This window comes from Acinetobacter sp. ANC_7655 (assembly GCF_056784015.1).
Genome location: NZ_JBWYJB010000009.1, coordinates 101,891 through 126,242 on the forward strand (window position 1 = coordinate 101,891; position 24,352 = coordinate 126,242).

Consider the following 24,352-nt stretch of genomic DNA (forward strand, 5'->3'; position numbering starts at 1 on the left):
AAATACTCTGTCAATCTTTTTTATGAAAATAAAAAAAGCCCCTCAATCGAGGGGCTTATTTGTTAAGAACATCGAATTATTTTTCAATAATAGCCGTTACACCTTGACCACCTGCAGCACAGATCGAGACAAGTACACGACCTGAACCTTTTTCATTTAAAATCTTTGCAGCAGTTGCGATAATACGACCACCCGTTGCGGCAAATGGGTGACCCGCAGCCAACGAAGAGCCTTTAACGTTTAACTTCGCACGATCAATTGAACCTAAAGGCGCATCTAAGCCTAGACGTTCTTTACAGAATTTAGGATCTTCCCAAGCTTTTAATGTAGAAAGAACTTGAGATGCAAATGCTTCATGAATTTCATAGTAGTCAAAATCTTGAAGTTTTAAATTAGCACGCTCGAGCATACGTGGAACTGCGTAAGCAGGAGCCATTAACAAACCTTCTTTTTTACCAATGAAATCTACAGCAGCAGTTTCAGAGAAACTTAAATACGCTAAAATTTCGTGACCATTTGCTTTAGCCCATTCTTCTGATGCTAATAATACACAAGAAGCACCATCGGTAAGTGGAGTAGAGTTACCAGCAGTCATTGTACGAGCATCACCTTTACCAAACGCTGGCTTAAGTTTTGCAAGCTTTTCTACAGTTGAATCAGGACGTAAGTTGTTGTCGCGCTCAAGGCCAAGGAATGGCGTCATTAAATCGTCAAAGAATCCTGCTTCATAAGCTGCAGCCATTTTCTGATGAGACGATGCAGCAAGTTCATCTTGAGCTTCACGAGAAATGCCCCACTCAAGTGTTGTGATCGCTTGGTGATCGCCCATAGATAAGCCAGTACGAGGTTCACCATTTTTAGGAGCATCTAGCAAATCTTTTACGTTAATTTTAGTTAACGCTTTAAGACGATCTTTACCTGTTTTTGCAACGTTGAGTTCTAAGAGGGCTTTACGTAATCCATCACCAAATGCGATAGGAGCATCTGAAGTGGTATCCACACCACCTGCAATACCCACCTCAATTTGACCAAGTGCAATTTTGTTCGCTACGAGGAAAGCGGCTTGAAGCCCAGTACCACAAGCTTGTTGGATATCGTAAGCTGGAGTTTCAGGTGCAAGCTCTGTGCTTAACACACATTCACGCGTCATATTGAAATCACGGCTGTGCTTCAGTACAGCACCAGCAACAACTTCACCCAGACGTTGACCTTGAAGATTAAAACGCTCAACTAGACCATTCAATGCTGCTGTAAGCATATCCGTATTTGTAGCTGTGAAATAAGCACCATTAGAACGTGCGAAAGGAATACGATTACCACCGATAATTGCAACACGGCGTACAGTATTTTGAGTCATAGTTTTTTCCTGTTCAGCGGAAGATTGAGTCGTAGTTGCTGAAGTTTGATTTTCAGCTTTAGTTTTATTTGTTGCTGCTGTTTTTTTGCGAGTCGTCGACGTACGAGGGCGAGTCGCTTTTGGAGTATTTGCGTTGTTGGCACTGTTTGCATTACCACTACTCGTATTTGAACGAGCTTTTGATGTATTTGACACAGTCGCTTTCGCAGAATTCTCAGTTGTTGGATTTTCTTGAGTTGTTTTGCTCATAAGGCTTTTCCAAGCATATTTGGGATATTCTTGAGTGCTACATTAGCATAATCGCTAAGAGGTCGTATTGACTAAAATGACATTTAGCAATGCTTTCAGGTCAAGACATACATAGAGTAACTCAAGTATTATTTAACTGAAACGCAGGGATCGATTAATTTACTAAGTATCAGAGTTTGAACTGAACTTCATCTACACCATAGATCCTTCAAAAAATTATTCTATCGAGAGATCATATTCATGACTGACCAATATCAAGCTTTTGCAAAATCTCCAATTGGTAAATTTGTCATCAAAAATTTAGGTTTACCATCTCCAATTCACTTAGATCGCTTTGAATCAGCAACGCCTGTTGTTCAAGGCGCTGTTTTATTCGGTTCTGCGTCTAAAAGTCTTTTTAATGGTGAAATTGCGCAAGTTCTGAGTAATATTCATGCCAACAGCTATGCGGGAAACAATGCTGAGTTACAACAAGCTGCAGCTAAAGTAGGGTTGAACTTAGGTGCGTTTAATGAAGGCGATAAAGAGTCGAAATTCAAAGCAGTTGTGTTTGATGCTTCGGGTATTCAGGACTCTGAACAGTTAATTGAATTGTATAAATTCTTTAATCCAATTGCTCGCCAAATTCAAACTTCAGGTCGTGTAGTCGTCGTTGGCTTGACACCAGAATCAGCACCTACAGTGAAACAAGCGATTGCTCAACGTGCATTAGAAGGATTCGTGAAATCTGTAGGTAAAGAATTTAAGAAAGGTATTGCTGCACAATTGGTTTATGTAGATCAAGATGCTGCTTTAAATCTTGAATCTACACTTCGTTTTGTACTTTCTCCGCGCTCAGCGTATGTATCAGGTCAAGTCATTCGTGTTTCAAAAGCAAATGTTGTTGATGTTGATTGGACTAAACCACTTGCGGGCAAAACTGCAGTGGTCACAGGTGCAAGTCGTGGTATTGGTGAAGCGATTGCGCATGTTTTGTCGCGTGATGGTGCTCATGTCATTTGCTTAGATGTACCACAACAACAAGCAGATCTTGATCGTGTTGCGAGTGAAATTGGTGGATCGACTTTAGCGATTGATATCACTGCACCAGATGCTGGAGAAAAAATCAAAGCTGCAGCGGCTGCTCAAGGCGGGCTAGATGTGATTGTCCATAATGCCGGTATTACACGTGATAAAACGCTTGCTAATATGAAGCCAGAGCTTTGGGATCTTGTGATTAACATTAACTTATCTGCGATTGAGCGTGTGAATGACTATTTGTTGTCTAATGAAGGCATCAATGAAAATGGTCGCATCGTTTGCGTATCTTCGATTTCAGGTATTGCGGGTAACCTCGGTCAAACGAACTACGCAGCTTCTAAAGCTGGTGTGATTGGTTTAGTGAAATTTACAGCACCAATTTTGAAAAATGGTGTAACGATTAATGCTGTTGCTCCTGGATTTATTGAAACTCAAATGACAGCAGCGATTCCATTCGCAATTCGTGAAGCGGGTCGCCGTATGAATTCGATGAGTCAAGGTGGTCAACCAGTTGATGTGGCTGAAACAATCGCATTATTTGCTTCATCTGCTTCAACGGGGCTGAATGGAAACATTGTACGTGTGTGTGGTCAAAGTTTATTAGGTGCTTAAGCTTTAGTGGTCATAGATTGTTAAATGAAAGAGAGTAATGTTCAGGCATTGCTCTCTTTATTGCTCGTATGATTTGTTATGATCGTTTTGTTGAGCTGCAAACTTTAAATTTTTTATAAAGATAAATGGGAATTTTTAACATGAAAACACGTCACTTTAGTCAATTGCCAAAAGCTTATTTAGCTTATCCTAAAGTCATTAAAGGTTTAATTTTTAAAAAACCGAAAGGCGAAAAGACACTGCCACAAGTGGATTACATCGTTGATGAATATCGTGTTGATCATGACCATTTAAAATCTTATAACGAAATTTGTGGTTATAAGAATAATGGATATGTACCATCGACTTACTTGGCAGTCATTTCTCAAAGTTTGCAGATGCAAATGATGACACAAGAACCTTTCCCATTTGCTTTGCTGGGTTTAGTTCATATTCGTAATCAAGTTAAGCAGTATCGCAAAATTGGAGTGAATGAAACCATCACGCTATCATGCAAATTTGGTGAGTTAAAACCACATGACAAAGGTTTGCAATTTGACTTCATTACCACTGCGAAAGTAGGTAATGATGTGGTGATGGAGGGTTTAACAACCTATCTTTCTCGTGAAAAAACAAATACTTCATCCTCTTCAAAGGCGAAAGAAGATCAGTTGCCTGAATTTAAATCACAGGGTAATTGGAAAGTCGCTGAAAACACGGGTCGTCGCTATGCGCTCGTTTCAGGTGATTTTAACCTCATTCATATTCATGCAGTTACAGCAAAAGCATTTGGTTTTAAACAAGCGATTGCGCATGGCATGTGGAGTAAAGCTAAAGCATTAGCAAGTATTAGTTTACCGGATGCTTATGATGCTGATGTTTATTTTAAGTTGCCTATGTTTTTACCATCTGAGGTTGAATTTTTAACGGGTGAGCGAGATCAAGCGACATATTTGTTAGTTCGTAATGCAAAATCACAAAAACCTCATGTTTCTGGTGTTGTGAAACCACTTTAATAGATGCTCTAGGCCTAACATGTTTGTTAGGCTTTTTTATAACTATAAATCAAGGATAGAAGATGAAAATTCTAAAAGATTTAATTTACGCTGACACACATAATTATAAGGGTATCGTTCACCATCAGTTTGCAGATTTGGCACATTTATTTAGTCGTTTACAAGACTCTCGTACTGAACAAGGTGGTGCATCATTGGCTGTATATTATGGTCAAGAAAAAGTGGTTGATATTTATGTTGGAAAAAAGTCTTCGAGTGAAGAGTGGTCAGAAGACACGATGGCGATGTGCTATTCCACCGGAAAAGGGATCTTAGCGACTTTGTCGCATATTCTAGTGAGTGAAGGGAAATTAGATTATCGTCAACCCATAGCTGATTATTGGCCAGAATTTGCTGAACATGGAAAATCTGAGATTACTTTGGCTGACGTATTGAGTCACCGTAGTGGTTTATATGATGTTAGAAATGTCATTGCTCAAGCATCTGAAATGGCAGACTGGGATCACATGCTCAATGTGATGGCTAGCGCGACACCACGTTTTAAACCCAATTCAAATTATGCATATCAAGCACTTACGTATGGCTGGTTATTAGGAGGGCTGATTGAAAAAGCGACTCAGCAAAATCTTTCTGAGCTGATGAATCAATATTTAGTAGAACCACTTCAATTAGATGGTGCCTATTTTGGTGTCCCTCAGGATCAACTTTCAAGAATAGCCAAACCTCTAGAAAAAACAAATATTGAAAAAAAGTCATCAACTACTCAAGTTGCACAACAAAAGAAGAAAAAACAGAAAGTTTCATTTTCGGATCGTATCATTCAATATTCTGGTCAAAATCCTGATGATTTTATAGATGCAATGATTCCAAAGGGAATGAAGGGGTTTAGCTTTTTTGATGATCGTGTTCTGACTCAACCCATTCCTGCTGCTAATGGTGTCTTTACAGCCAGAAGTTTAGCGAAAATCTATGCCATGATGGCGCACTATGGTCAGTTCGAATCAAGACAATTTATCAAGCCACTTGTATTCAAACAACTTTCGCAAATTCAAAGCTATGATCGAGACAAGGTGATGCCAATACCTATGCATTGGCGTTTGGGTTATCACAGAGTTATCACGCTGGGTAAAAGTGCAAAAAATGGATTTGGTCATATGGGCTACAACGGATCAGGGGCTTGGTGTGATCCTGAAAGAAAATTAAGCTTTGCCTATACCCATAATTATCCTGTTGGGTCAATTACAGGGGATTATCGTTTGTGGAGTTTATCGCAAGAGGCATTAAGATGTGTGGATCACATTAATAATGGTAAAAAGGGATGGTTTTAACATTTACAAAGGAGAATTTGTATTTATAATGTATACTAACTTTAACTAAAATAAACAAATAGTGACATGATGAATAAAAAAATTACCTTTTTACTAATGGGTTGTTTGATGAGTGGTGTTGTGGCAAGTACAGTACTTACACCAAACCAAAATCAGCAAAGCGGGCAGATTCCGAGCGGTTATGCTGAATTAGAATTTAAATTGCGTGATGGAAATTGGACGAAACAAATCTATCTGCCAAACAATCCAAAAAATAATGACAAGATTAGAATTTCCTCATCGGCGGGATATGCTACATATCTAGATACTTCTAATATTGATATTCCCCTTGAATCAATTCAAATCAATAAAGGAAACACATTCGACTTTATTTATAGTGAATCTTTAAAAAAATGGCGAATCAACAGTACACCCAGTGTCATTTTAGATAATTCAAGTGTACAAAATATTATATCTAATCAACAAACAATACAGCGAGTTCATCTAAAAGATGGCGCTTGGGCAAAGAAAATAGTATTGCCGAGCGATGTTGCTAACAATACGGTAATGTTGATTGAATCTGATGCAGGCAGGGATTCATCAATTGATACAACAAATCTTCTTTTTTCGAGTAATTTTAATTTAAAAAAAGGAGATCGCTATTGGTTTGTATTTAATCAAAATCTAAAAAAATGGGTGCCTGAATATATCAAGCCGAGACAACTAAATGTTAGTTCAGTGGGTACTCAGTTAAATAAAACCGATAGCCCTTTAACTGAAATTATTTTTGGTGATGGAAACTGGGTGTCACAATTCACATTACCAAGTTCAGCATATGACCGTGATCGTGTGATCGTGAAGTCGACTGCAACATGGGAAGCTACTATTTCAAATCAGAATATCAATACCTCAGCAACTTTAAAACTAAATAGAGGTGAACGATATGAATTTATGTTTGTAAAAGAATTAGCGAAGTGGATTTTAGTTTCTGCACCAGAACGTGTGATACAAGCGAAAGATTTAAATAATCAAAAAGTTCCTGATCCTAAACAACCAGTGACACGTGTTAAGTTGGCAAATGGAAATTGGCAATCAGTAATTAATTTACCTGATCGCGCTCAAATCAATGACAAGATAATCATAAGTTCTGGAGCGGCGTGGAGCAGCACAATTCAGGCATCCAATAATTTACGACAAACGATTCAAACTGGTGAAACGCAACGTTTTCTCTATACATCTCAAGGATGGCAAGCTGATAGTGCAACCATTGACATGCTTTTGGTGAGTAGTACTGCTGTTGCAGAGAAATTAGGTGCAAATGCAGCGAAAATGAGGTTGATTGAAGGCTTTGATCTAACCAATGTGTCTGCAGAGAATTCAAATGCCAAGTTTTATCTGCGCAACGTTGGTTATCTGCAATATAAAACACCAGGTTCTAAAACATTAAACAATGTCCTTGATATTGGTCGTGTGGACAAAGTTATTCAGAATGAGCGTAATCGCTTAAAAGCTGATGCTGTATATTATGAAGGTGATGAAGAAGGCTGTGGTTTAGCTTACTTGCTTGAAAACCCTAACTCTAATTATATGATCGGTAGTGGAAGTATTAACTGTGGAATCACGGTTTTACGTCATGAATTCGGTCATAATATGGGGGTGAATCATGATGATACCGCTGGACCAGCACGTGGTTTGGAGCATCCATTGGGTGGTACGATTATGGGAGGTAATAGTATCTCTTATTTCTCAAGCCCAGATTTATTCCATCCAAAGTATGGATACCAATTAGGGGGTACGAATGATCGTGATGCTGTCACTATGATTAATAAAAATGCTAAAGCAGTGTCGCTATTCAAATAACGTATGAAAGTAATTTATATTTTATTGGGTGTAGCAGTTTTTGTGACTGCTACATTTACGTTATATCTAAAACCCGAAAAAGACAAATCATCTGCAAGCTTACAGCAGCATCAAGTTGAAAATGAACTGGGTCAAAATGTTAATGCTCATGACGAACGGCTTGAAAATAAGAATGAATCATCGAGTTCTCATCTGATGCCTGAGCTTATGCCTGTACTAGAACAAAATGTTGAACGGCATATGATTCTTCCAGAAAGTTTTCAGCATCGGGCTGACTCGGGTTATTTATTTAAGTTTAGTCCTGATCAAGTGGCGAGCATGAAAGAGGGCAGTAAATTTCCCTTGAAACTTTTGCAATTTGGTATCAACCGTGTGGCTGAAATTACTGAGATTGAACAAGTTGAGGATGGAATTGTGCGATATAAGGGGCAATTTGAGGATTATCCTGCTGATCTAAACTATTTTACGATTACTCAAAGTATTGAAGATCAATATGCAATTATTAAAGTTTATACAGATAAAGGGTCATATTTTGCTGAAGTAATTAAAGGGATTGGACTCGCTTACCCTGATCAAGTTTTACATGATGATGGGGTTCACGTGCACCAACATACGCATTGATTCATATGCAGACTTGAGATATGGTAATTTTCACAAAATTGTTAAAATTGATTTGTGATTATGCGCCGTAGTACTGTCATCCCATTCGTTTTGATCTCGTCGATTCATATGGCTTCTTGCGATCAGTCCACGCAATCAAATCAACTCTTGAAACAGAATGATTCAATAAAAAATCAAGTAACACCTCAATATATTGGTTTGTATCAAGGTACTACGCCATGTATGGGGTGTTTTTCGCGTTGTGAGGATTGTCCTGGTATGGCTGTTGATTTACAACTTAACGCAGACCAAACGTATGTATTATCACGATTAAGTCTAAGTGGTCATAACCAAGCAGAAGAAATAAAAGGTCAGTTTAAATTCATTAATACTGAGAAGTCTGTGATTCAATTAAGCGGTGTCCCAACCAGAAATATCATTCTTGTCGATTTGGTCAACAAAATACTAGAAATTCGTATCGATGGGACTGGTGAGGAATACGAAAATTTCGATGATTATAGTTTGAATTTAACAGGTTAAATTTTCCCAAGAAAAAAGAGTTGGGTTTAAATTGTTTTTTGAATGTATGAATCATCTGTAACGCATTCACTCTTGCCAAAAAAAACAGTATGCTTAGTCCTGTAATTAGGGAGCATTCATGTATCAGGTTCTTGCGCGTAAATATCGTCCACGTAATTTTTTAGAATTGGTTGGTCAAAACCATGTGTCGCGTGCATTAACCAGTGCTTTAGAGCGTGGTCGACTGCATCATGCTTATCTTTTTACGGGGACGCGTGGCGTTGGTAAAACGACGATTGCAAGGATTCTTGCTAAATGTCTGAACTGTGAAACAGGTGTAACATCTACACCGTGTGAAGTATGTCCAACGTGTACCGCAGTCAATGAAGGTCGATTTATAGACTTAATTGAAATTGACGCAGCATCCCGAACCAAAGTTGAGGATACACGAGAATTATTGGATAACGTACCTTATGCACCAACGCAAGGTCGTTTTAAAGTGTATCTCATTGATGAAGTACACATGCTGTCCACACATTCATTCAATGCTTTACTCAAGACACTTGAAGAACCGCCTGAACATGTCAAATTTTTATTTGCGACGACAGATCCTCAAAAACTTCCAATTACGGTTATTTCACGTTGTTTGCAATTTACTTTACGCCCATTGGCGGTTGATGAAATCACTTCACATCTCACACAAATTTTAACTAAAGAATCAATTAATGCGGAAGCTGATGCGATTTGGCAGATCGCTGAGTCAGCACAAGGTTCTTTACGTGATGCACTGTCGCTAACAGATCAAGCAATTGCATATGGGCAAGGTGCGATTCACCACCAAGATGTGAAAGAAATGCTGGGTTTGATTGATCGCACGATTATTTTCAACCTTATTTTGGCGATACATCAAAATCAACGTGCTAAAGTCAGTGCTTTATTACTCCAGTTCCGTCAACAAGCACTAGATGTTTCTCTAGTGTTGGATCAACTCATTTCAACTTTACACGAGTTGGCTTTACTCCAATATTTACCAGACTTGAGTTTAAAATATAGTGCAGAGATCAATCAGAAAATTATGCAGCTTTCGCGCCTGATTTCGGCTCAAGATCTACAATTGTATTATCAAATTGCATGTAAAGGTCGTGCTGAATTACAAATTGCAGTGACTCAAGAACAAGGCTTTGAAATGTGTGTGCTCAGGTTGTTGGCATTCCGCCCGATGGCGAATAATGAGCAGCTGGCCACTCAAGCACCTCCAGAACAATCAAATGTCTTAAAAGAAGCTGAAAATTTCAATCAGATTTCGACAGAGAATTCAGAATCTATACCGGCAGATCATCAAGAAGCAGGATCGAAAATCAGTTCGCCTGAGAATAATACGAGTTCGATTCAGCATAGTCGTGATGTAAATGATGAGGAAAATACGGATCTAATCTTGTTTCAGCAGATGATGGCATCTGATGATGAGGCTTTTCCTACGGAGTCAGTTCATCCTGAAAAATCTGAATCTGAAAGCTTACATTCAACAGAATTAAATCATGCGGATGATGTCGGTCAGTCTGTATCTGTTGAGGTGAAACAAGAGAATTTAACCAACTCTGTGGTAGGCAGTGGGGAGATTGAGCTGACTTCATTTGGAGCAAGCTTTAATTCAGAACCTGTTGAATCTTCAATTGTTGATCAAGACAATATTTTCTTTTTAGAGCCTAAACCAAATGAACTTTCTGCTGAAAGTGCTGAATTGTCAGTTCAAGAAGAAGGAACATCGAATGGCTCTCATTTCCCAAGTCTAGATCTACCCGATGAGAATAAAATTGTTGTCACAGATGTTGGCTTAAAAGGTTTAATGCCTCAAGATATTCTTAAACTTGAGCCTGTCGAATTGGTAGGTGAATGGGATACTCAAAAGTGGGAATATTGGTTCAGAAATAGTCCATTAACACCTGCGGTACAAGAATTAGCACAACAAGGTCTTATGCAAGGTCAAATTGATGGGACATGTGAATTCTATATCCCTGCAAAATACGAAGCTTTATTGCACTCACTCATTCCGAGTTTAGAAGCAGCACTCAAGCAATCATTTTCAAAATCTCAATTAATCGTAAAATACAACGAACCAAACGGTGAAACGCCTTTCGATCTGCAGGAAAAGCGTAAGCAAAAGGCATATCGACGTGCTGAAGAATTGATTCATCAAGAACCCGTCGTGGAAGACTTATTAAAAACTTTCGGCGGTGAGCTACATAATATTCAGCTTAAGTCTTAAGTTTAGTTGTCATAAACGTAGTTAAGGCTTCGCGTATTGAGTTTGGTAATTCAATATTTTTACGAGAGTCACGGTTGACAAATACATGCACAAAATAACCTTGAGCAGCAGGCTCTGATTGATTTTTCTTAAATATTGAAATGCTATACGTCACTGAAGATCGTCCAATCTTTTCGATAGCGACAGCAACATCAATCACTTCGGGGTAGGATAGTTCAGAAAAATATGTACATTTTGATTCAACAACGAGTCCAATGATAGGCGAAGTTTTAAAGTCAAATAGTGCGTGTTGAATAAGTAGCGCATTTGCGGCGGTGTCAAAGTAGCTGTAATAAGTGACGTTATTGACATGCCCATACACGTCATTATCAGCCCAACGGGTTTGGATGGGAAAAAAGAATTTATAGTCTGCTCTAGTTTTTTTTAAAATAGTTGTCATATTTTATTCAGAAAGTTGATTAAAGATTTCGAGTCATTTAATGATAAATTGCTTGGTAGATGCTTAAAGCATCAGCATAGCTTAGAGCTCTAGGATTGTTTTGTAAGAGGCGCGTTTGTTGCATCGCATCATTAGCTAACATCTCTAAATCTGATTCTTGTACACCTAGCTCATTGAGTTTTAAGCTCAACCCACTCTGGCTAACAAGCCTTTCCATATGATCTATAAATAAATCACATAAGCCATCAGTATTGCCTTTGCTATATGGGTCAATCCATTGCATCAGTTCAGCATAGTATTTCTTCGCTTGAGGTGCATTGAATTTCAGTGTTTCAACAAGCACGATTGCATTGGTATGACCATGCGATAAGTGATAATGCCCGCCCAAAGGATAGGCAAGCGCATGAACCGCTCCAACAGGAGCATTTGCAAATGCTTGTCCAGCCAACATAGAACCTAAGAGCATTTTTTGGCGCGCTTCTAGGTTTTGGGGTTGCTCTAGAACAAGTTTTAAATTTTGATTCAATAAATCCAATGCTTGTTTAGCGAGTAAATCAGAATAGAAATTTTTCTTTAGTTTTGAGGTGTAGGCTTCAATTGCATGCACCATTGCATCAATTCCTGTTGCTGCAGTGATGTGAGCCGGAAGACCTTGAGTAAAAGTTGCATCTAAAATGGCAGTATCCGCATACAGAACGGGTGAAACAATTCCTGTTTTTGTTGTTTTGCCTGTAGTGACAATAGAGATTGGTGTAACTTCAGAACCCGTACCTGCAGTTGTAGGGACTAAGATGAGTGGTAATCGTGGCAATTGAGCTTGATTGACGCCATATAACTCAGAAATCGTTTGGGTTTGATTGGGGTGCGCAAGTACGGCAATAATTTTTGCCACGTCTAAGGAGCTACCACCGCCAAAACCAATGACTGCATCAATGTGTAAACGTTTTGCTTCATCTACTGCATTTAAGATGACATCTTCAGGAGGATCTGCAACGACATCGGAAAAAATACTGAACTCAGTCCCAGTAGCGTTGAAAATGTGAAGAATAGGTTGGTGGAGGTGGTGATCAATCATCCCTTGATCTGTGACGAGAAAAACTTTATTAAATCGATGTTGTTTTAAAATTGAGCCAAGCTGTTGAATACTCCCTAAACCAGAAATAATATTCCCGACAGTTTGAAATTGAAATTGGCTCATCACACATCCTTTTTGCGCTTTAAATAAGATTATTGTTTTACAGTTCTATAGGATTCACTCCTTAAATAACTTAACATATGCACTGCGAAAGTATATGTATTTTTGAGGCGAAGATGACGACGAAAATGCCATACAAAATTTTATGTGTATGTTTAGGAAATATTTGTCGTTCCCCAACAGCTGAAGTGGTAATGAAACACTTTGCGGATTTAGAAAAATTAAATATTCAAGTTGATTCAGCTGGAACCAGTAATTATCACCCAAACAAAGCGCCTGATCATCGAAGTCAAAAGCACGCATTGAAACGAGGATATGATTTATCTTCATTACGTGCGAGACAGATTCGTATTGAAGACTTTAAGGAATTTGATTTAATCTTGGCGATGGATCATGAAAATCTAGTCAATATTCAGAAACTGCAAGTTGAAGCAGCGCAAATATTTCAAAACCATGAACTACGAGCAAAAATAGAGCTCATGAGTGCCAAAGATCCTTCATATTTAAATCAACCAGTACCAGATCCTTACTATGGTGGAGATGATGGCTTTGAGTTGGTCTTAGATCAATGTGAGTCGAACAGTAAAGCATGGATTAGTTACTTAAAACCAATGTTGCAGCAGTCAAACGTTGAGTAAGATAAAAATATGATTAATATTCAAACTAATATACAACTCCAGTCTTTCAATACGTTGAATTTAAATGCTGTTGCATCTCATTATTGTATTGTTCGATCTCTTCAAGATTTGCGTGAAGCAATTGAATTTGCTGAGCAAGCTCAATTAAACATGATGATACTTTCAGGGGGGAGTAATATGCTGCTCCCTGAGCATCTAGATGCTTTAGTTGTTCAATTACATTTAGATGATCTTGTCCTGCTTGCTGAAGATGATACCAATGTAACAATTCGAGTAGGTGCTGGACGTCACTGGCATGAGTTCGTGCTTTGGACAACAGAGCAAGGTTTCTATGGATTGCAAAATCTCGCATTGATTCCAGGGTGGGTGGGTGCTGCACCTGTTCAGAACATTGGTGCCTATGGCGTTGAAGTCGGTGAATTTATTGAATTTGTAGAGGCTTTTGATCGTACAAAAAATGAAATCGTTCAAATCCAAGCGAGTGATTGTCATTTTTCATATCGACACAGCATTTTTAAAGATCAGCCTGAGCGGTTTGTTATTACTGCGGTCATCTTTAAATTACTTAAACAGCCACGACTCAAAATGAATTATGGAGATTTAAAAGCTGCGATGGGCGATGACATTACGCCATATAATTTACAGCAACAAGTGATCAAAATTCGTCAAAGTAAACTCCCAGATCCTGCAGAATATCCAAATGCAGGGAGCTTTTTTAAAAATCCGATTTTAATTAAAACGAAATTTGAGGAAGTTTTACAGCTTCATCCCACGATTCCACACTATCCTCAAGCAGATGGTTCTGTAAAAGTTGCAGCTGGTTGGTTGATTGACCAATCAGGCTGGAAAGGAAAAAAATTAGGAAAAGTGGGAATGTTTGATCGACAGGCTTTAGTTTTAGTCAATTACGCTGATGCATCTCTCACAGATGTGCAAGCAACCTATCGCTCTGTGCAGCAAGATGTGTTAAATAAGTTTGGTATTTTATTAGAACCTGAGCCTGTTTTGTTCGATCAAAAAGGTTCTATTCAATCTCATTTGGTTTAGAAAGGACAGTATGTCTAGAAAACATTGGATGGTGGCAACGGTGCGTATGATGGCGATCATATTCGCACTTTTGGGCTGTCTCATGGTTTTCTGGTATACACCATTTTATTCAGCACTTGTTGTGAAATCACTTCACGCATTTGTCCCTATCAAAGTTGACGAAATTGCGGCCAAGAGCCAGCAAATGGCAGCGTTAACTGATAAGGAGGATTTGGAGCCTGGTTCAAGGCTGTGGATTGCAAGACAAGCTTATCTCAAACTTATTGAAGAACAATTGAATGATCAAGGGGCTGAACAGCTTGCTGAAATTCAAACTCGCTATGTGTTATTAAAACAAAAAATTAAAGATGAATTGCTTACAGATATAAATACAAAGAATGAAACTAAAGAGGATGTTGTCTTCGCAATTGATCAGCCTGATTTAGCCAGTGATGTTGCCATAAGCCAAACTGATTCAACAAATTCATCCATCAATGAAGAAAAAAATCAGCGCTTGGCTTTAATGGAAAAATATGAATTTTTCCTTAGAAATCATCCCTTAGAAGAAGATGAGGTTCAAACATTAGATCCGCAAATCTATAAAGATATCGCGTTGATTCAAAATGAAAATAAAACTTTATCAAATCAGAAAGATAAACCTTATGCGATAGTTGTGTTGGGTGGTGGGTTGACGCTAGGGGATAATAAAATTGATATTGTAGTTAATGATTACACACGCTCTAGACTAGAAAAAACACTTGAGATTGAGAAGCAAACGGATTTACCTATTGTGTTGAGTGGTGTTGAAGCACCGTACATGCAAGCGTGGTTAGCATCGCGTGGGGTAGAAGCGAATCTATTAGAGCAACGCAGCATGAATACCTGTGAGAATACACGCTTTAGTTCATTATTATTACAAAAAAAAGGAGGAGCGCCGACAGTGATTCTGATTACCGATCGTTATCATATGACTCGTACACGACGTCTTTTTGCTTTGAACGGTATCAAGACAATTCCTGTTGAAGCACCCATGCCTACAATGCTGACAACATGGCGTCCTAGCCAATTAAATTACGATCACAGTCGTCGTGCAAATTATGAATTACTTGCCACGATCAGAGATGTAATGTTTGGCTCTAGCGGTTGTCGGGAGGTGCCATAATGTCTGATATTCCATTTCTGAATCCAAATGTGTTGAAACAACTCGATTTACCCATTCCGAATCGAGAACAAACACCATTAAGGTTGGAACCTTTAAACTTAAATCGACCTTATTCACCTTCGAAAGAGATTCAAGCTTATCGTCATCTTTACGCACTTGATCGTCTTGAAGCGAATTATTGGCAGGGTTATATCAAAATGCCTTTGTTCAAACTTCATGTGCAGGTGTATCAACCTCGCATAGAGCAGGTGAAAGGTACTGTATTCTTATTGCATGGCTATTTGGAACACAGTGGGATTTACCAACCAATTATTGGTGAATTGCTGGATCAAGGGTTTAGTGTTTTGACCTATGATTTGCCAGGACATGGGTTAAGTGATGGCAATGCTGCCAGCATTCAGAACTTTGATCATTATCAGCAAGTACTCCATGCGGTTCACCAATATGTAAAACAAGCTGATCAATTGCCTAAACCATGGCTAGGTATTGGACAGAGTACTGGTGGTGCAATTTGGATGCATCATTTGTTGGAGTTTGCTGAACAACGTAAAAATCCAATTGTAGAACGTGTATTACTCTTGTCGCCATTAGTCAGACCTGCAAAAACAGCATGGTGGCATAATCCAGTAGGCTTGGGCATCATTCGCCGTATCAAACGTGAAGTTCCAAGACATTTTAAACGCAATAATCACAATCCTGAATTTTTAAGATTTGTACGTCTAAAAGATCCACTACAACCGCGCATGATGGGGATGGATTGGATATTAGCAATGTCAAAGTGGATGTTGGAAATGGAAAATCGACCTGCATGCCGAATTCCAGTTTGGCTCGCTCAAGGTGCCCAAGATCAAACTGTAGACTGGCGTTATAATATCGAATTTATACGCAGAAAGTTTCGCCTTCAGACCTTGCTCATGTTAGAGGAGGGATCTCATCAGTTGATCAATGAGCGTGCGGATATACGGGCAGCATTAACGGGTTTAATCCCAGCGTTCTTGCATGCTCAAAGTCACAAAGGATACTTTTAAAATAAAGGTGCTGATTTCAGCACCTTTTTGACGAAACTAGAATTTGCTGGCATCTGCCAAATTCCACATTCTGAAATAGAAATTTTCTTCATCTCTATCTTTACAGTTTAATAATTGACCTGATTCTAACCAAAAATGTAATTGAGCATAATTTTTGATTTCACGATCATTTATACGTTGCGCGAGATGATGAGCTTTAATTTCGCTCGGATGATTTAAACCTGCAGCTGCTATCATTTCCGCCAGTGCATGCAATGTATTTTTGTGGAAATTATAAACACGTTCTGCTTTCGTTGGTACATGGACTGCTTTTTGGCGCTCAGCATCTTGTGTTGCTACCCCAACTGGACACTGATTGGTATGGCAACTTTGAGCTTGGATACAACCGACAGCAAACATAAATCCACGAGCTGAATTCACCCAATCTGCACCTAAGGCAAAGGTACTCGCAATATCAAAAGCACTGATGATTTTACCACTTGCGCCAATTTTTACTTTATCTCTTAATCCAGCACCTACTAAGGTATTGTGTGCAAATAAGAGCGCTTCACGCAGTGGCGTTCCGATATTATCGCTAAATTCAATCGGTGCAGCACCGGTTCCACCTTCTGATCCATCTACGACGATAAAATCAGGAACAATATTGGTTTCAAGCATCGCTTTGACAATACTCATAAATTGCCAAGGCTGTCCGATACATAATTTGAATCCAACAGGTTTACCACCTGATAGTTCACGTAACTTTTGAATAAAATGCATCATTTCAATCGGTGTATTAAAGCTAGGGTGGCTTGGCGGGGAAATACAATCGCGATCACGAGGAACACCACGAATCTTCGAAATTTCTTCTGTAATCTTATGTTTGGGTAAAATACCGCCGTGACCTGGTTTTGCACCTTGAGACAGTTTTAGCTCAATCATTTTGATATTGGGATGTTTGGCTTGAGCTTTAAATTTTTCAGGATCAAATAGACCGTCTTCAGTTCGACAACCAAAATATCCACTGGCGATTTGCCAAACAATATCTCCATTATTTTCAAGATGGTAGGGGCTTAGGCTTCCTTCGCCAGTATCATGATAGAACTGACCCATGTGGGCACCGAGATTAAGTGCGCGTATTGCATTAGCACTTAAACTCCCAAAACTCATTGCTGAGATATTCATGATTGATGCACTATAAGGTTGAGCACACTGATCATTACCCACTTTAATACGGAAGGTGCTGGTATCAGCTGGGAGTTTCGGTGCAAGAGAGTGAGTAATGAAACGATAGTCATCTTGATATACATCAATAATTGAACCAAAAGGCTTATCAGCATTTTCATTCTTTGCACGCTGATAAACTAAGCTACGTTGCATTCTTGAAAAGGGTAAAGCGTCTTGGTCTGATTCAATAAAATATTGACGAATTTCGGGTCTGAAATCTTCAAATAAGAAGCGAAAATGCCCCATGATTGGGTAGTTCTTTAAAATCGAATGTTTATTTTGAAGTACATCATATAGGCCTAAGACACTGAGTAAACTGGTCAGTAGCCAAATAATATTAATGACACTGTCGGATAGAAAATAATAAATATAATGGGGGCTGTAAAATAGCCTAAGCCATGTAATACTCAGGGCGATGATAATACATGCGAACCATACAGAATGCCTTGAAAAAAAAGTGTTCAGTAATTTATGTCTTATTGCTTGAGCAGGACTTGCCATTTTTATTTTCCATCGTTCTTTACTGCAATTACCATACGAACTTCTATGGAATCAGACAAGTAGTGAATTGTTAGCTTACAGATGTAAGCTAACAATTTATATTTATGGGTTTAGTTTTCTTCCGAAGGAAGCAACATAATGATCGAATTATTCAAGAGTTCCGCGAGATCTTCAAGAATGTGTTGATCAAATAAATTTTCATCCAAAGCGATCATTTCACCATCAGCGATACGTTTTAAATGGGGTTTAAATTCTTCGGAGATGCATAAGCGTTCTCCATTTGCCCAAAAGTTAAGTTCATCATTGAAGTTGCTATAAAGCAAACGTGAAGCAGGTTCGATTTTTAATAAATAACCTTCTTCAAGTGCTTCTTCTAAATCACCTGTTCCAATTTCGTCATTTTCTGGAATATTGTTAGGATAACCAGGTTGCGAAGCGAGACACATGATGGCTTCATTTAGCATCTCAGGATTTTGCAGTTGAGCTAAAAGTTGTTCGCGCAAATAGCTAAGCTCATGATCTGAAATTTCGCCGACAGCAGTGCTGACAGAGCGTGTGATATCTAATAATGGTTTTTTCAGTTGCTCTTGTTCTGAAAAAGAATCACCAAGACTATCCATCATGTCTGAGATATTTGGCATGCGGAAACCGAAAGAATAGGTTAAACACTCATCTTCAGCTACGCCATAATGAGAAAGACTAGGTGGGACATATAGTAAATCTCCTGGCGCCAAAACTTCATCAAAATGAACTTCCATTTCTTGCAAAAGTTTTAAAGGCTGACCTGCAACGAGTGCTGTCTGTTCATCACACATTTGGCCTAATTGCCAACGGCGATGTCCGTAACCTTGAACTAAAAATACATCATAAAAATCGAAGTGTTTACCGACAGAACCACCTTGTGGTGCGTAAGACACCATAATATCTTCACGACGCCATTGAGGAATAAAAGGAAATTTTTTCCATAACTCAGCAAGATCAAACGAATAGTGATCGACCGCTTGAACGAGTAGTGTCCATAATTTTGGCATTTTTTGGAAGTCTGCTTTGAGCAGTGGCGATGACTTCACATTCCATTGATTAGGGTCACGATCTTTTTGTTTGATCAAACGTGCAGTCACGTTTTCATCGAGTGCAAGCTCCATAACATCATTGGGTTCAAGTAAACCCACAATTTCAGGAACTGCATTACGAACGAGGAGCGGTTTTTTTTGCCAATATTCCGTAAGGAATTGTTCAGCGCTAATACCGCCGAGAACGTCTAAAGTTTGGGACATAATAAGGACTACAATTTAGTTTGGCTTATTGTCCCTTGAACGATGCAAGTTCTGCAAGTGACACGGCTTTAAAAGCGCATGTTTTCTTGCTTATGGATGAGACAAATGAATATGAAAAAAAATGAATATAGCTGTTTTAAAGAAATAATTAATTTACACTTTGAGGGAATTTCATATCGTATAAAAGCCATTATGTTAAATGAGGCAGATTTATTGAATCAAATATTAACTAAACTAATCATCATCAAAAGGGCTTTCAACACCAAAACTATTTATACAGGCTTTGGATGCATATATAAGCCCACCTCCTGAAGAATGAATGCTGACCAAGAAGTCTTTTGTTTCGAAAATTTCAGGAGGGGGTATAAGGTATATTTTTTCTTGAACTACAAATCTGTGGACTAAGTTAAGTAAAAAAGTGCGCTAGATGAGTCTAATAGATTTTTTAAGTTCGCGAGATTTCTATTAATTTCACGATCATGCTTAATTTTATTATGGTGATTCCACCATAAAATTGTTTCATCGCTATCTATCTTATCAAATGGAGTGAATTTTAAAGATGTATATTTAATTTTTACGTTAGACTTTAAGAGAGATAGACTTTGTAGTTGTGTTTCATCTTTATAGTATTCACGAAAATCTCTAAAGTTGAATGAATTACCAATATTAGATGTACAAGCTTTAAAAAATTGCTTCAATTTCTGAACAAATTGTAAGATACAAATTCATTATTTCTATAGAAAAAGTTTTATTGTTTCTAATGTCAAAATCTACGTGAGTACTAAATTCTTTTAGTTTTTTTTCTATATGTAGAAATCTATTCCAGAAGTTATCATGCATATGTATCCCCCTAAAGATAGTATCCAAAATTGAAAAAAACTTTAACAATGATAACTTAAACTAAGATAATGGATGTTATACAAAGTTTCTTAACTTGTTCATGTAATTCATATTCTTAACTTGAAATGAACAACCCAAATATGATCATTTGAACTTTTTTACAATTTCTATGTTTTGAGATCGCTTATCGATCAATTTTCCACAGCTTTGTGTATATAAATTAATTTAGCTCAGTTGTAATTTTTTGAGCTAAAAATAGGGTATTTATTTCATTCATCAGTTGCTAGTAACAAATAATTCCAAAAAAACCGAGTTATTGAACTCGGTCTTATTTATTAATATGCAACGTATCAAGGCACTAGAATTTTCAATTCACGTAAAATTTTACACAATTGAATCATCGGCATGCCCATCAACGTGGTTTGGTCTTGCCCAATCATTTCTTCAAATAAGCTGATGCCCAAACTTTCGCATTTGAAACTTCCAGCACACTGTAAAGGTTGTTCAAGTGCGACATAACGCTGAATTTCTTCCAGATTCAAATGCCTAAATTTGACCTTATAATGTTCAACAATGGTTTCTTCAAACCCAGATGAAGCGTGTTGAACACTCAAAGCTGTACTGAAATAAACAATTTTTCCTGAATTTGCTTGAAGTTGTTTGATTGCTTTTTCAGGAGATAAAGGTTTTCCAATAAATATATCAGGTGCGCCTTCACGCCAAGCCACCTGATCAGAACCAATAACGATCGCATCTGGATCTTTCTCAGCAAAATATTTTGCTTTTTCATATGCAAGTCGATAGGCAAGATCATCGGCATGGCTTTCCCCACGCGGAGTCTCATCGATATCGGGTGATATTTGTTCAAAATCGATATGTAATCGATTAAGTAGTTCCTTACGTGTCTGACTGCCAGAAGCTAAAATAATTCTTGCTGACGTTGAAGCAACATGATGATTCATTACACTGAGAATTCCATTAAAATGTCGATCGGGACATAAGCAAGTACTGATTGATGACAAGCCTGAAGTTTTAAATTCGGGGCCATATCATTCTGATAAGCTTCAACCCAGCGCGTCACACAAATACACCAGAAATCACCAGGCTTTAAACCAGGAAAACCAACTTCGGGTAGTGGTGTTGTCAAATCATTCCCAATTCGTTGCGAGAAACTTAAGAATTCTGACGTCATTTCGGCACAGACTGTATGTTGACCTAAATCAGACGGCGCAGTGTGGCAAAAACCATTTCTGAAATATCCTGTGATAGGATCAAAACAACAACTGGCGAGCGGTTCGCCGAAAACATTTAAACGATTAATACTTGGATCTGGATGGATAGACATAGTAACACTTTATGGTTCGACTCCATCTATCATAATCAAATCTAAAGATTTCTACAGCTTTTCTGAAATTTTACTCACCTTTTTTACCATAATCATTTAGAATCTATGCGGTTTTAATATCTATAAAGTGAGCTATACATGAACTTTCAGCGTATGACTGACCTCGATTTAGCAGGTAAACGTGTTCTGATCCGTGAAGACTTAAACGTTCCTGTTAAAAATGGTGTGATTACGAGTGATGCACGTTTACGCGCTGCATTGCCAACAATTAAAGCCGCTCTTGAAAAAGGCGCAGCAGTAATGGTTTATTCTCACCTTGGTCGTCCAGTTGAAGGTGAGCCTAAAGCTGAACAATCACTTGCACCTGTTGCTGCCTACTTAACTGAAGCATTGGGTCGAGAAGTTAAATTACTCACTGAATATTTGGATGGTGTTGAAGTTGCGCCAGGCCAAGTTGTGTTACTTGAAAACTGTCGCTTTAACACAGGCGAAAAGAAAAATAATCCAGAGTTAGCAGCAAAATATGCAGCACTTTGTGATGTGTTTGTGATGGATGCATTTGGTACTGCACATCGTGCAGAAGCATCGACAGAAGGTGTGGCTCGTCTTGCTAAAGTTGCAGCAGCAGGTCCATTACTTGCCGCTGAATTAGACGCACTCGGTCGTGCGCTTCAGACGCCTGAAAAACCAATGGTTGCTATCGTAGCGGGTTCAAAAGTATCGACTAAACTTGATGTTTTAACATCGTTATCAGATATTTGTGATCAGCTCATTGTCGGTGGCGGTATTGCGAATACATTCTTAGCAGCTGCGGGCTATAACGTTGGTAAATCACTTTGTGAAAATGATTTAATCGATACAGCTAAAGCAATTGCTGCGAAAGTATCGGTTCCATTGCCAACAGATGTTGTTGTTGCTGACGCATCAGAAATTAACTTTGATGACTTCCTTGGCTCATTAGCGGCAGTAAAAGCCGTAGTGAAAAAAGTTGAAGATGTTGCTGACAATGACATGATTCTTGATGTTGGTCCAGAAACAGCTCAAGCGTTTGCTGAAATTTTAAAAACTTCAAAAACAATTCTTTGGAATGGTCCAGTAGGCGTATTTGAGGTTGATCAATTTGGTGAGGGCACGAAAGCGCTATCTTTAGCGATTGCAGAATCTGAAGGTTTCTCTATTGCCGGTGGTGGTGATACTTTAGCTGCGATTGATAAGTATGAAGTTGCTGACAAAATTGGTTATATCTCAACGGGTGGGGGTGCTTTCCTTGAATTTGTAGAAGGCAAGACATTACCAGCAGTCGCTGTTCTACTTGAACGCGCTTAATTGGATTTAAGAAAAAAGACCTTCTAAGAAGGTCTTTTTTTATGACTAATTTTCGTCATGAAAATGAAATAATTTTGAAATATTATGATCATAATCTGATTTATCATGCGGAATAACATCATGAAATTACAATTAGGCGTAATTGCACTATTGACTGCTACTCTTGCAATGACGGCTTGTTCTAAACAAGAAAGTGCACCAGCGGCAGATCAAACATCAACATCAGAAGTTGCTGTTGAAGCATCAGATATTAGTGCTGAACAACAAGCGGCTATCGATGCTATTGATCAGCCATTACAAGATGAAAATAATACAGATGTTCCTGAAGAAGTTGCAAATGCACCTGCTGATCAAGCAACGGCGGAGTGATTTTCTACTTCAATAAGTATTAAATTGAAAATCTCCCTGCAATTGCAGGGATTTTTTATGAAATACTGTCAATTGTTGCTGAATTGAAACACAGGTCAGGTTAGAATATGGAGCATTACCTGGGAGGAAATTATGGCTCTTATTTCAATGCGCCAGCTCTTGGATCACGCCGCAGAACATAGTTACGGCGTACCAGCGTTTAACGTAAACAACTTAGAACAAATGCGCGCGATTATGTTAGCCGCAGATGAAACAAATTCACCTGTTATTGTTCAAGCATCTGCTGGTGCTCGTAAATATGCTGGTGCTCCATTCTTACGCCATCTTATTTTGGCTGCAATCGAAGAATGGCCACACATTCCAGTTGTGATGCACCAAGACCATGGTACTGATCCTGACGTTTGCCAACGCTCAATCCAATTGGGCTTTTCATCTGTAATGATGGATGGTTCATTAGGTGCAGATGGTAAAACACCAACAACTTATGATTACAACGTAGATGTAACTCGTCGTGTTGTTCAAATGGCACATGCGTGTGGTGTATCTGTAGAAGGTGAGATTGGTTGCCTAGGTAGCCTTGAAACTGGTTTGGCTGGTGAAGAGGATGGTGTTGGCGCTGAAGGCGTTCTAGATCATTCACAACTCCTTACTTCGGTTGAGGAAGCGACTCAATTTGTCGCTGATACTAACGTTGATGCGTTAGCAATTGCGGTTGGTACTTCACACGGCGCTTATAAATTTACGCGTCCACCTACAGGTGATATTTTAGCGATTGATCGTATTAAAGAGATCCACGCTGCACTTCCAAATACTCATCTTGTAATGCATGGTTCAAGTTCAGTTCCACAAGAATGGTTAGCGATTATTAACCAATACGGTGGTGACATCAAAGAAACTTACGGTGTTCCTGTTGAGCAGTTGGTTGAAGCAATTAAACACGGTGTACGTAAAATCAATATCGACACTGACTTACGTTTAGCTTCAACAGGTGCTATGCGTCGTATGATGGCTGAAAAACCAAGTGAATTTGATCCACGAAAATTCTTTGCTCAAACTGTTGAAGCAATGAAGCAAATCTGTGTAGATCGTTATACTGCATTTGGTACAGCAGGTCATGCTGACAAGATTCGCCCAATTTCTTTAGAGAAAATGGTAGATCGTTATAAATAATTAATAAAATTATTTATAATTTTAAAAAGCCCACAGTGATTGTGG

Annotated in this window: 21 protein-coding genes; 14 read left to right on the top strand and 7 right to left on the bottom strand. The window is 38.5% G+C overall.

The genetic code is table 11. The features are described 5' to 3' along the window. Positions 1–76: 76 nt before the first annotated feature. On the bottom strand, positions 77–1,606 hold the full coding sequence (locus AC1M9N_RS10595; RefSeq protein ID WP_481596372.1) for an acetyl-CoA C-acetyltransferase: 1,530 nt from the start codon (positions 1,604–1,606) through the stop codon (positions 77–79). Positions 1,607–1,846: 240 nt separating this feature from the next. On the opposite strand from AC1M9N_RS10595, the gene AC1M9N_RS10600 reads away from it, so the two are divergent. The 7 genes from AC1M9N_RS10600 to dnaX all read left to right on the top strand — a co-directional run bounded on the left by AC1M9N_RS10600 (position 1,847) and on the right by dnaX (position 10,785). Beyond that, positions 1,847–3,238 carry a 3-oxoacyl-ACP reductase gene (locus tag AC1M9N_RS10600; RefSeq protein WP_035266061.1) on the top strand — a complete coding sequence of 464 codons (1,392 nt, stop codon included), beginning with the start codon at positions 1,847–1,849 and terminating at the stop codon, positions 3,236–3,238. 140 nt (positions 3,239–3,378) lie between these two features. Then, positions 3,379–4,233 carry a MaoC family dehydratase gene (locus AC1M9N_RS10605; protein WP_481597806.1) on the top strand — a complete coding sequence of 285 codons (855 nt, stop codon included), beginning with the start codon at positions 3,379–3,381 and terminating at the stop codon, positions 4,231–4,233. Between the two features lie 68 nt (positions 4,234–4,301). Next, complete coding sequence (locus AC1M9N_RS10610; protein ID WP_481608082.1) at positions 4,302–5,561, top strand: serine hydrolase domain-containing protein; 1,260 nt, start codon at positions 4,302–4,304, stop codon at positions 5,559–5,561. A 108-nt stretch (positions 5,562–5,669) separates the two neighbouring features. Next, complete coding sequence (gene cpaA, locus AC1M9N_RS10615; protein WP_481596370.1) at positions 5,670–7,400, top strand: metalloendopeptidase CpaA; 1,731 nt, start codon at positions 5,670–5,672, stop codon at positions 7,398–7,400. Positions 7,401–7,403: 3 nt separating this feature from the next. Continuing rightward, on the top strand, positions 7,404–8,021 hold the full coding sequence (gene cpaB / locus AC1M9N_RS10620; RefSeq protein ID WP_481596369.1) for a metalloprotease secretion chaperone CpaB: 618 nt from the start codon (positions 7,404–7,406) through the stop codon (positions 8,019–8,021). Between the two features lie 60 nt (positions 8,022–8,081). Continuing rightward, the gene (locus AC1M9N_RS10625) at positions 8,082–8,540 is read left to right on the top strand and encodes a copper resistance protein NlpE N-terminal domain-containing protein (RefSeq protein WP_481596368.1); all 459 of its coding nucleotides are present in this window, start codon (positions 8,082–8,084) and stop codon (positions 8,538–8,540) included. A 118-nt stretch (positions 8,541–8,658) separates the two neighbouring features. Then, positions 8,659–10,785, top strand: coding sequence for a DNA polymerase III subunit gamma/tau (dnaX, locus tag AC1M9N_RS10630; protein ID WP_481954726.1), 2,127 nt, complete (start codon positions 8,659–8,661; stop codon positions 10,783–10,785). On the opposite strand, the gene AC1M9N_RS10635 is transcribed toward dnaX, so the two are convergent. Next, positions 10,775–11,224, bottom strand: a complete 450-nt coding sequence (locus AC1M9N_RS10635) for an acyl-CoA thioesterase (protein WP_481596366.1) — start codon at positions 11,222–11,224, stop codon at positions 10,775–10,777. The genes dnaX and AC1M9N_RS10635 overlap by 11 nt on opposite strands. Before the next feature lie 37 nt (positions 11,225–11,261). After that, entirely contained in the window at positions 11,262–12,422 is a 1,161-nt protein-coding gene (locus tag AC1M9N_RS10640) for an iron-containing alcohol dehydrogenase (RefSeq protein WP_481596365.1), read from the bottom strand. A gap of 113 nt (positions 12,423–12,535) precedes the next feature. Between AC1M9N_RS10640 and AC1M9N_RS10645 the strand changes: the two genes are divergently transcribed. From AC1M9N_RS10645 to AC1M9N_RS10660, 4 genes are read left to right on the top strand one after another with little or no spacing between them, the layout of a single operon-like run. Beyond that, complete coding sequence (locus AC1M9N_RS10645) at positions 12,536–13,057, top strand: low molecular weight protein-tyrosine-phosphatase (RefSeq protein WP_179999475.1); 522 nt, start codon at positions 12,536–12,538, stop codon at positions 13,055–13,057. A gap of 12 nt (positions 13,058–13,069) precedes the next feature. Continuing rightward, on the top strand, positions 13,070–14,104 hold the full coding sequence (murB, locus tag AC1M9N_RS10650; RefSeq protein ID WP_481609143.1) for a UDP-N-acetylmuramate dehydrogenase: 1,035 nt from the start codon (positions 13,070–13,072) through the stop codon (positions 14,102–14,104). A gap of 10 nt (positions 14,105–14,114) precedes the next feature. Next, a complete protein-coding gene (locus AC1M9N_RS10655; protein ID WP_481589292.1) occupies positions 14,115–15,245 on the top strand; it encodes a YdcF family protein in 1,131 nt (376 codons plus the stop codon). Next, on the top strand, positions 15,245–16,273 hold the full coding sequence (locus AC1M9N_RS10660) for an alpha/beta hydrolase (protein ID WP_035266046.1): 1,029 nt from the start codon (positions 15,245–15,247) through the stop codon (positions 16,271–16,273). Before AC1M9N_RS10655 ends, AC1M9N_RS10660 begins: the two co-directional genes overlap by 1 nt. Before the next feature lie 36 nt (positions 16,274–16,309). Here the strand turns inward: AC1M9N_RS10660 and AC1M9N_RS10665 are convergent, their stop codons facing one another. From AC1M9N_RS10665 to AC1M9N_RS10680, 4 genes are all read right to left on the bottom strand, one after another. Continuing rightward, positions 16,310–17,980, bottom strand: coding sequence for an FMN-binding glutamate synthase family protein (locus AC1M9N_RS10665; protein WP_481589291.1), 1,671 nt, complete (start codon positions 17,978–17,980; stop codon positions 16,310–16,312). A gap of 110 nt (positions 17,981–18,090) precedes the next feature. Beyond that, positions 18,091–19,257, bottom strand: a complete 1,167-nt coding sequence (locus AC1M9N_RS10670) for a ribosomal protein uL16 3-hydroxylase (protein ID WP_481954727.1) — start codon at positions 19,255–19,257, stop codon at positions 18,091–18,093. A 1,190-nt stretch (positions 19,258–20,447) separates the two neighbouring features. Further along, positions 20,448–21,059, bottom strand: a complete 612-nt coding sequence (locus tag AC1M9N_RS10675; protein WP_481592480.1) for a Maf family protein — start codon at positions 21,057–21,059, stop codon at positions 20,448–20,450. Continuing rightward, positions 21,059–21,442 (bottom strand): DUF2237 family protein, encoded by a 384-nt coding sequence (locus tag AC1M9N_RS10680; RefSeq protein ID WP_035269188.1) that lies wholly within the window; start codon positions 21,440–21,442, stop codon positions 21,059–21,061. The genes AC1M9N_RS10675 and AC1M9N_RS10680 overlap by 1 nt, the downstream gene beginning before the upstream one ends. Before the next feature lie 138 nt (positions 21,443–21,580). Here AC1M9N_RS10680 and AC1M9N_RS10685 point away from each other — a divergent pair, with 138 nt between their 5' ends. The 3 genes from AC1M9N_RS10685 to fba all read left to right on the top strand — a co-directional run bounded on the left by AC1M9N_RS10685 (position 21,581) and on the right by fba (position 24,307). Beyond that, on the top strand, positions 21,581–22,768 hold the full coding sequence (locus tag AC1M9N_RS10685) for a phosphoglycerate kinase (protein ID WP_481954728.1): 1,188 nt from the start codon (positions 21,581–21,583) through the stop codon (positions 22,766–22,768). 120 nt (positions 22,769–22,888) lie between these two features. After that, positions 22,889–23,137, top strand: a complete 249-nt coding sequence (locus AC1M9N_RS10690; protein ID WP_481592481.1) for a hypothetical protein — start codon at positions 22,889–22,891, stop codon at positions 23,135–23,137. 132 nt (positions 23,138–23,269) lie between these two features. After that, positions 23,270–24,307, top strand: coding sequence for a class II fructose-bisphosphate aldolase (fba, locus tag AC1M9N_RS10695; RefSeq protein WP_035269168.1), 1,038 nt, complete (start codon positions 23,270–23,272; stop codon positions 24,305–24,307). The last annotated feature ends 45 nt before the right edge of the window (positions 24,308–24,352 follow it).

Bases quoted from the DNA above. Each gene is read 5' to 3' on its own strand.
- AC1M9N_RS10595 (WP_481596372.1), bottom strand. From the start codon at position 1,606: ATGAGCAAAACAACTCAAGAAAATCCAACAACTGAGAATTCTGCGAAA.
- AC1M9N_RS10600 (WP_035266061.1), top strand. From the start codon at position 1,847: ATGACTGACCAATATCAAGCTTTTGCAAAATCTCCAATTGGTAAATTT.
- AC1M9N_RS10605 (WP_481597806.1), top strand. From the start codon at position 3,379: ATGAAAACACGTCACTTTAGTCAATTGCCAAAAGCTTATTTAGCTTAT.
- cpaA (WP_481596370.1), top strand. From the start codon at position 5,670: ATGAGTGGTGTTGTGGCAAGTACAGTACTTACACCAAACCAAAATCAG.
- cpaB (WP_481596369.1), top strand. From the start codon at position 7,404: ATGAAAGTAATTTATATTTTATTGGGTGTAGCAGTTTTTGTGACTGCT.
- AC1M9N_RS10625 (WP_481596368.1), top strand. From the start codon at position 8,082: ATGCGCCGTAGTACTGTCATCCCATTCGTTTTGATCTCGTCGATTCAT.
- dnaX (WP_481954726.1), top strand. From the start codon at position 8,659: ATGTATCAGGTTCTTGCGCGTAAATATCGTCCACGTAATTTTTTAGAA.
- AC1M9N_RS10635 (WP_481596366.1), bottom strand. From the start codon at position 11,224: ATGACAACTATTTTAAAAAAAACTAGAGCAGACTATAAATTCTTTTTT.
- AC1M9N_RS10640 (WP_481596365.1), bottom strand. From the start codon at position 12,422: ATGAGCCAATTTCAATTTCAAACTGTCGGGAATATTATTTCTGGTTTA.
- AC1M9N_RS10645 (WP_179999475.1), top strand. From the start codon at position 12,536: ATGACGACGAAAATGCCATACAAAATTTTATGTGTATGTTTAGGAAAT.
- AC1M9N_RS10655 (WP_481589292.1), top strand. From the start codon at position 14,115: ATGTCTAGAAAACATTGGATGGTGGCAACGGTGCGTATGATGGCGATC.
- AC1M9N_RS10660 (WP_035266046.1), top strand. From the start codon at position 15,245: ATGTCTGATATTCCATTTCTGAATCCAAATGTGTTGAAACAACTCGAT.
- AC1M9N_RS10665 (WP_481589291.1), bottom strand. From the start codon at position 17,980: ATGGCAAGTCCTGCTCAAGCAATAAGACATAAATTACTGAACACTTTT.
- AC1M9N_RS10670 (WP_481954727.1), bottom strand. From the start codon at position 19,257: ATGTCCCAAACTTTAGACGTTCTCGGCGGTATTAGCGCTGAACAATTC.
- AC1M9N_RS10675 (WP_481592480.1), bottom strand. From the start codon at position 21,059: ATGAATCATCATGTTGCTTCAACGTCAGCAAGAATTATTTTAGCTTCT.
- AC1M9N_RS10680 (WP_035269188.1), bottom strand. From the start codon at position 21,442: ATGTCTATCCATCCAGATCCAAGTATTAATCGTTTAAATGTTTTCGGC.
- AC1M9N_RS10685 (WP_481954728.1), top strand. From the start codon at position 21,581: ATGAACTTTCAGCGTATGACTGACCTCGATTTAGCAGGTAAACGTGTT.
- AC1M9N_RS10690 (WP_481592481.1), top strand. From the start codon at position 22,889: ATGAAATTACAATTAGGCGTAATTGCACTATTGACTGCTACTCTTGCA.
- fba (WP_035269168.1), top strand. From the start codon at position 23,270: ATGGCTCTTATTTCAATGCGCCAGCTCTTGGATCACGCCGCAGAACAT.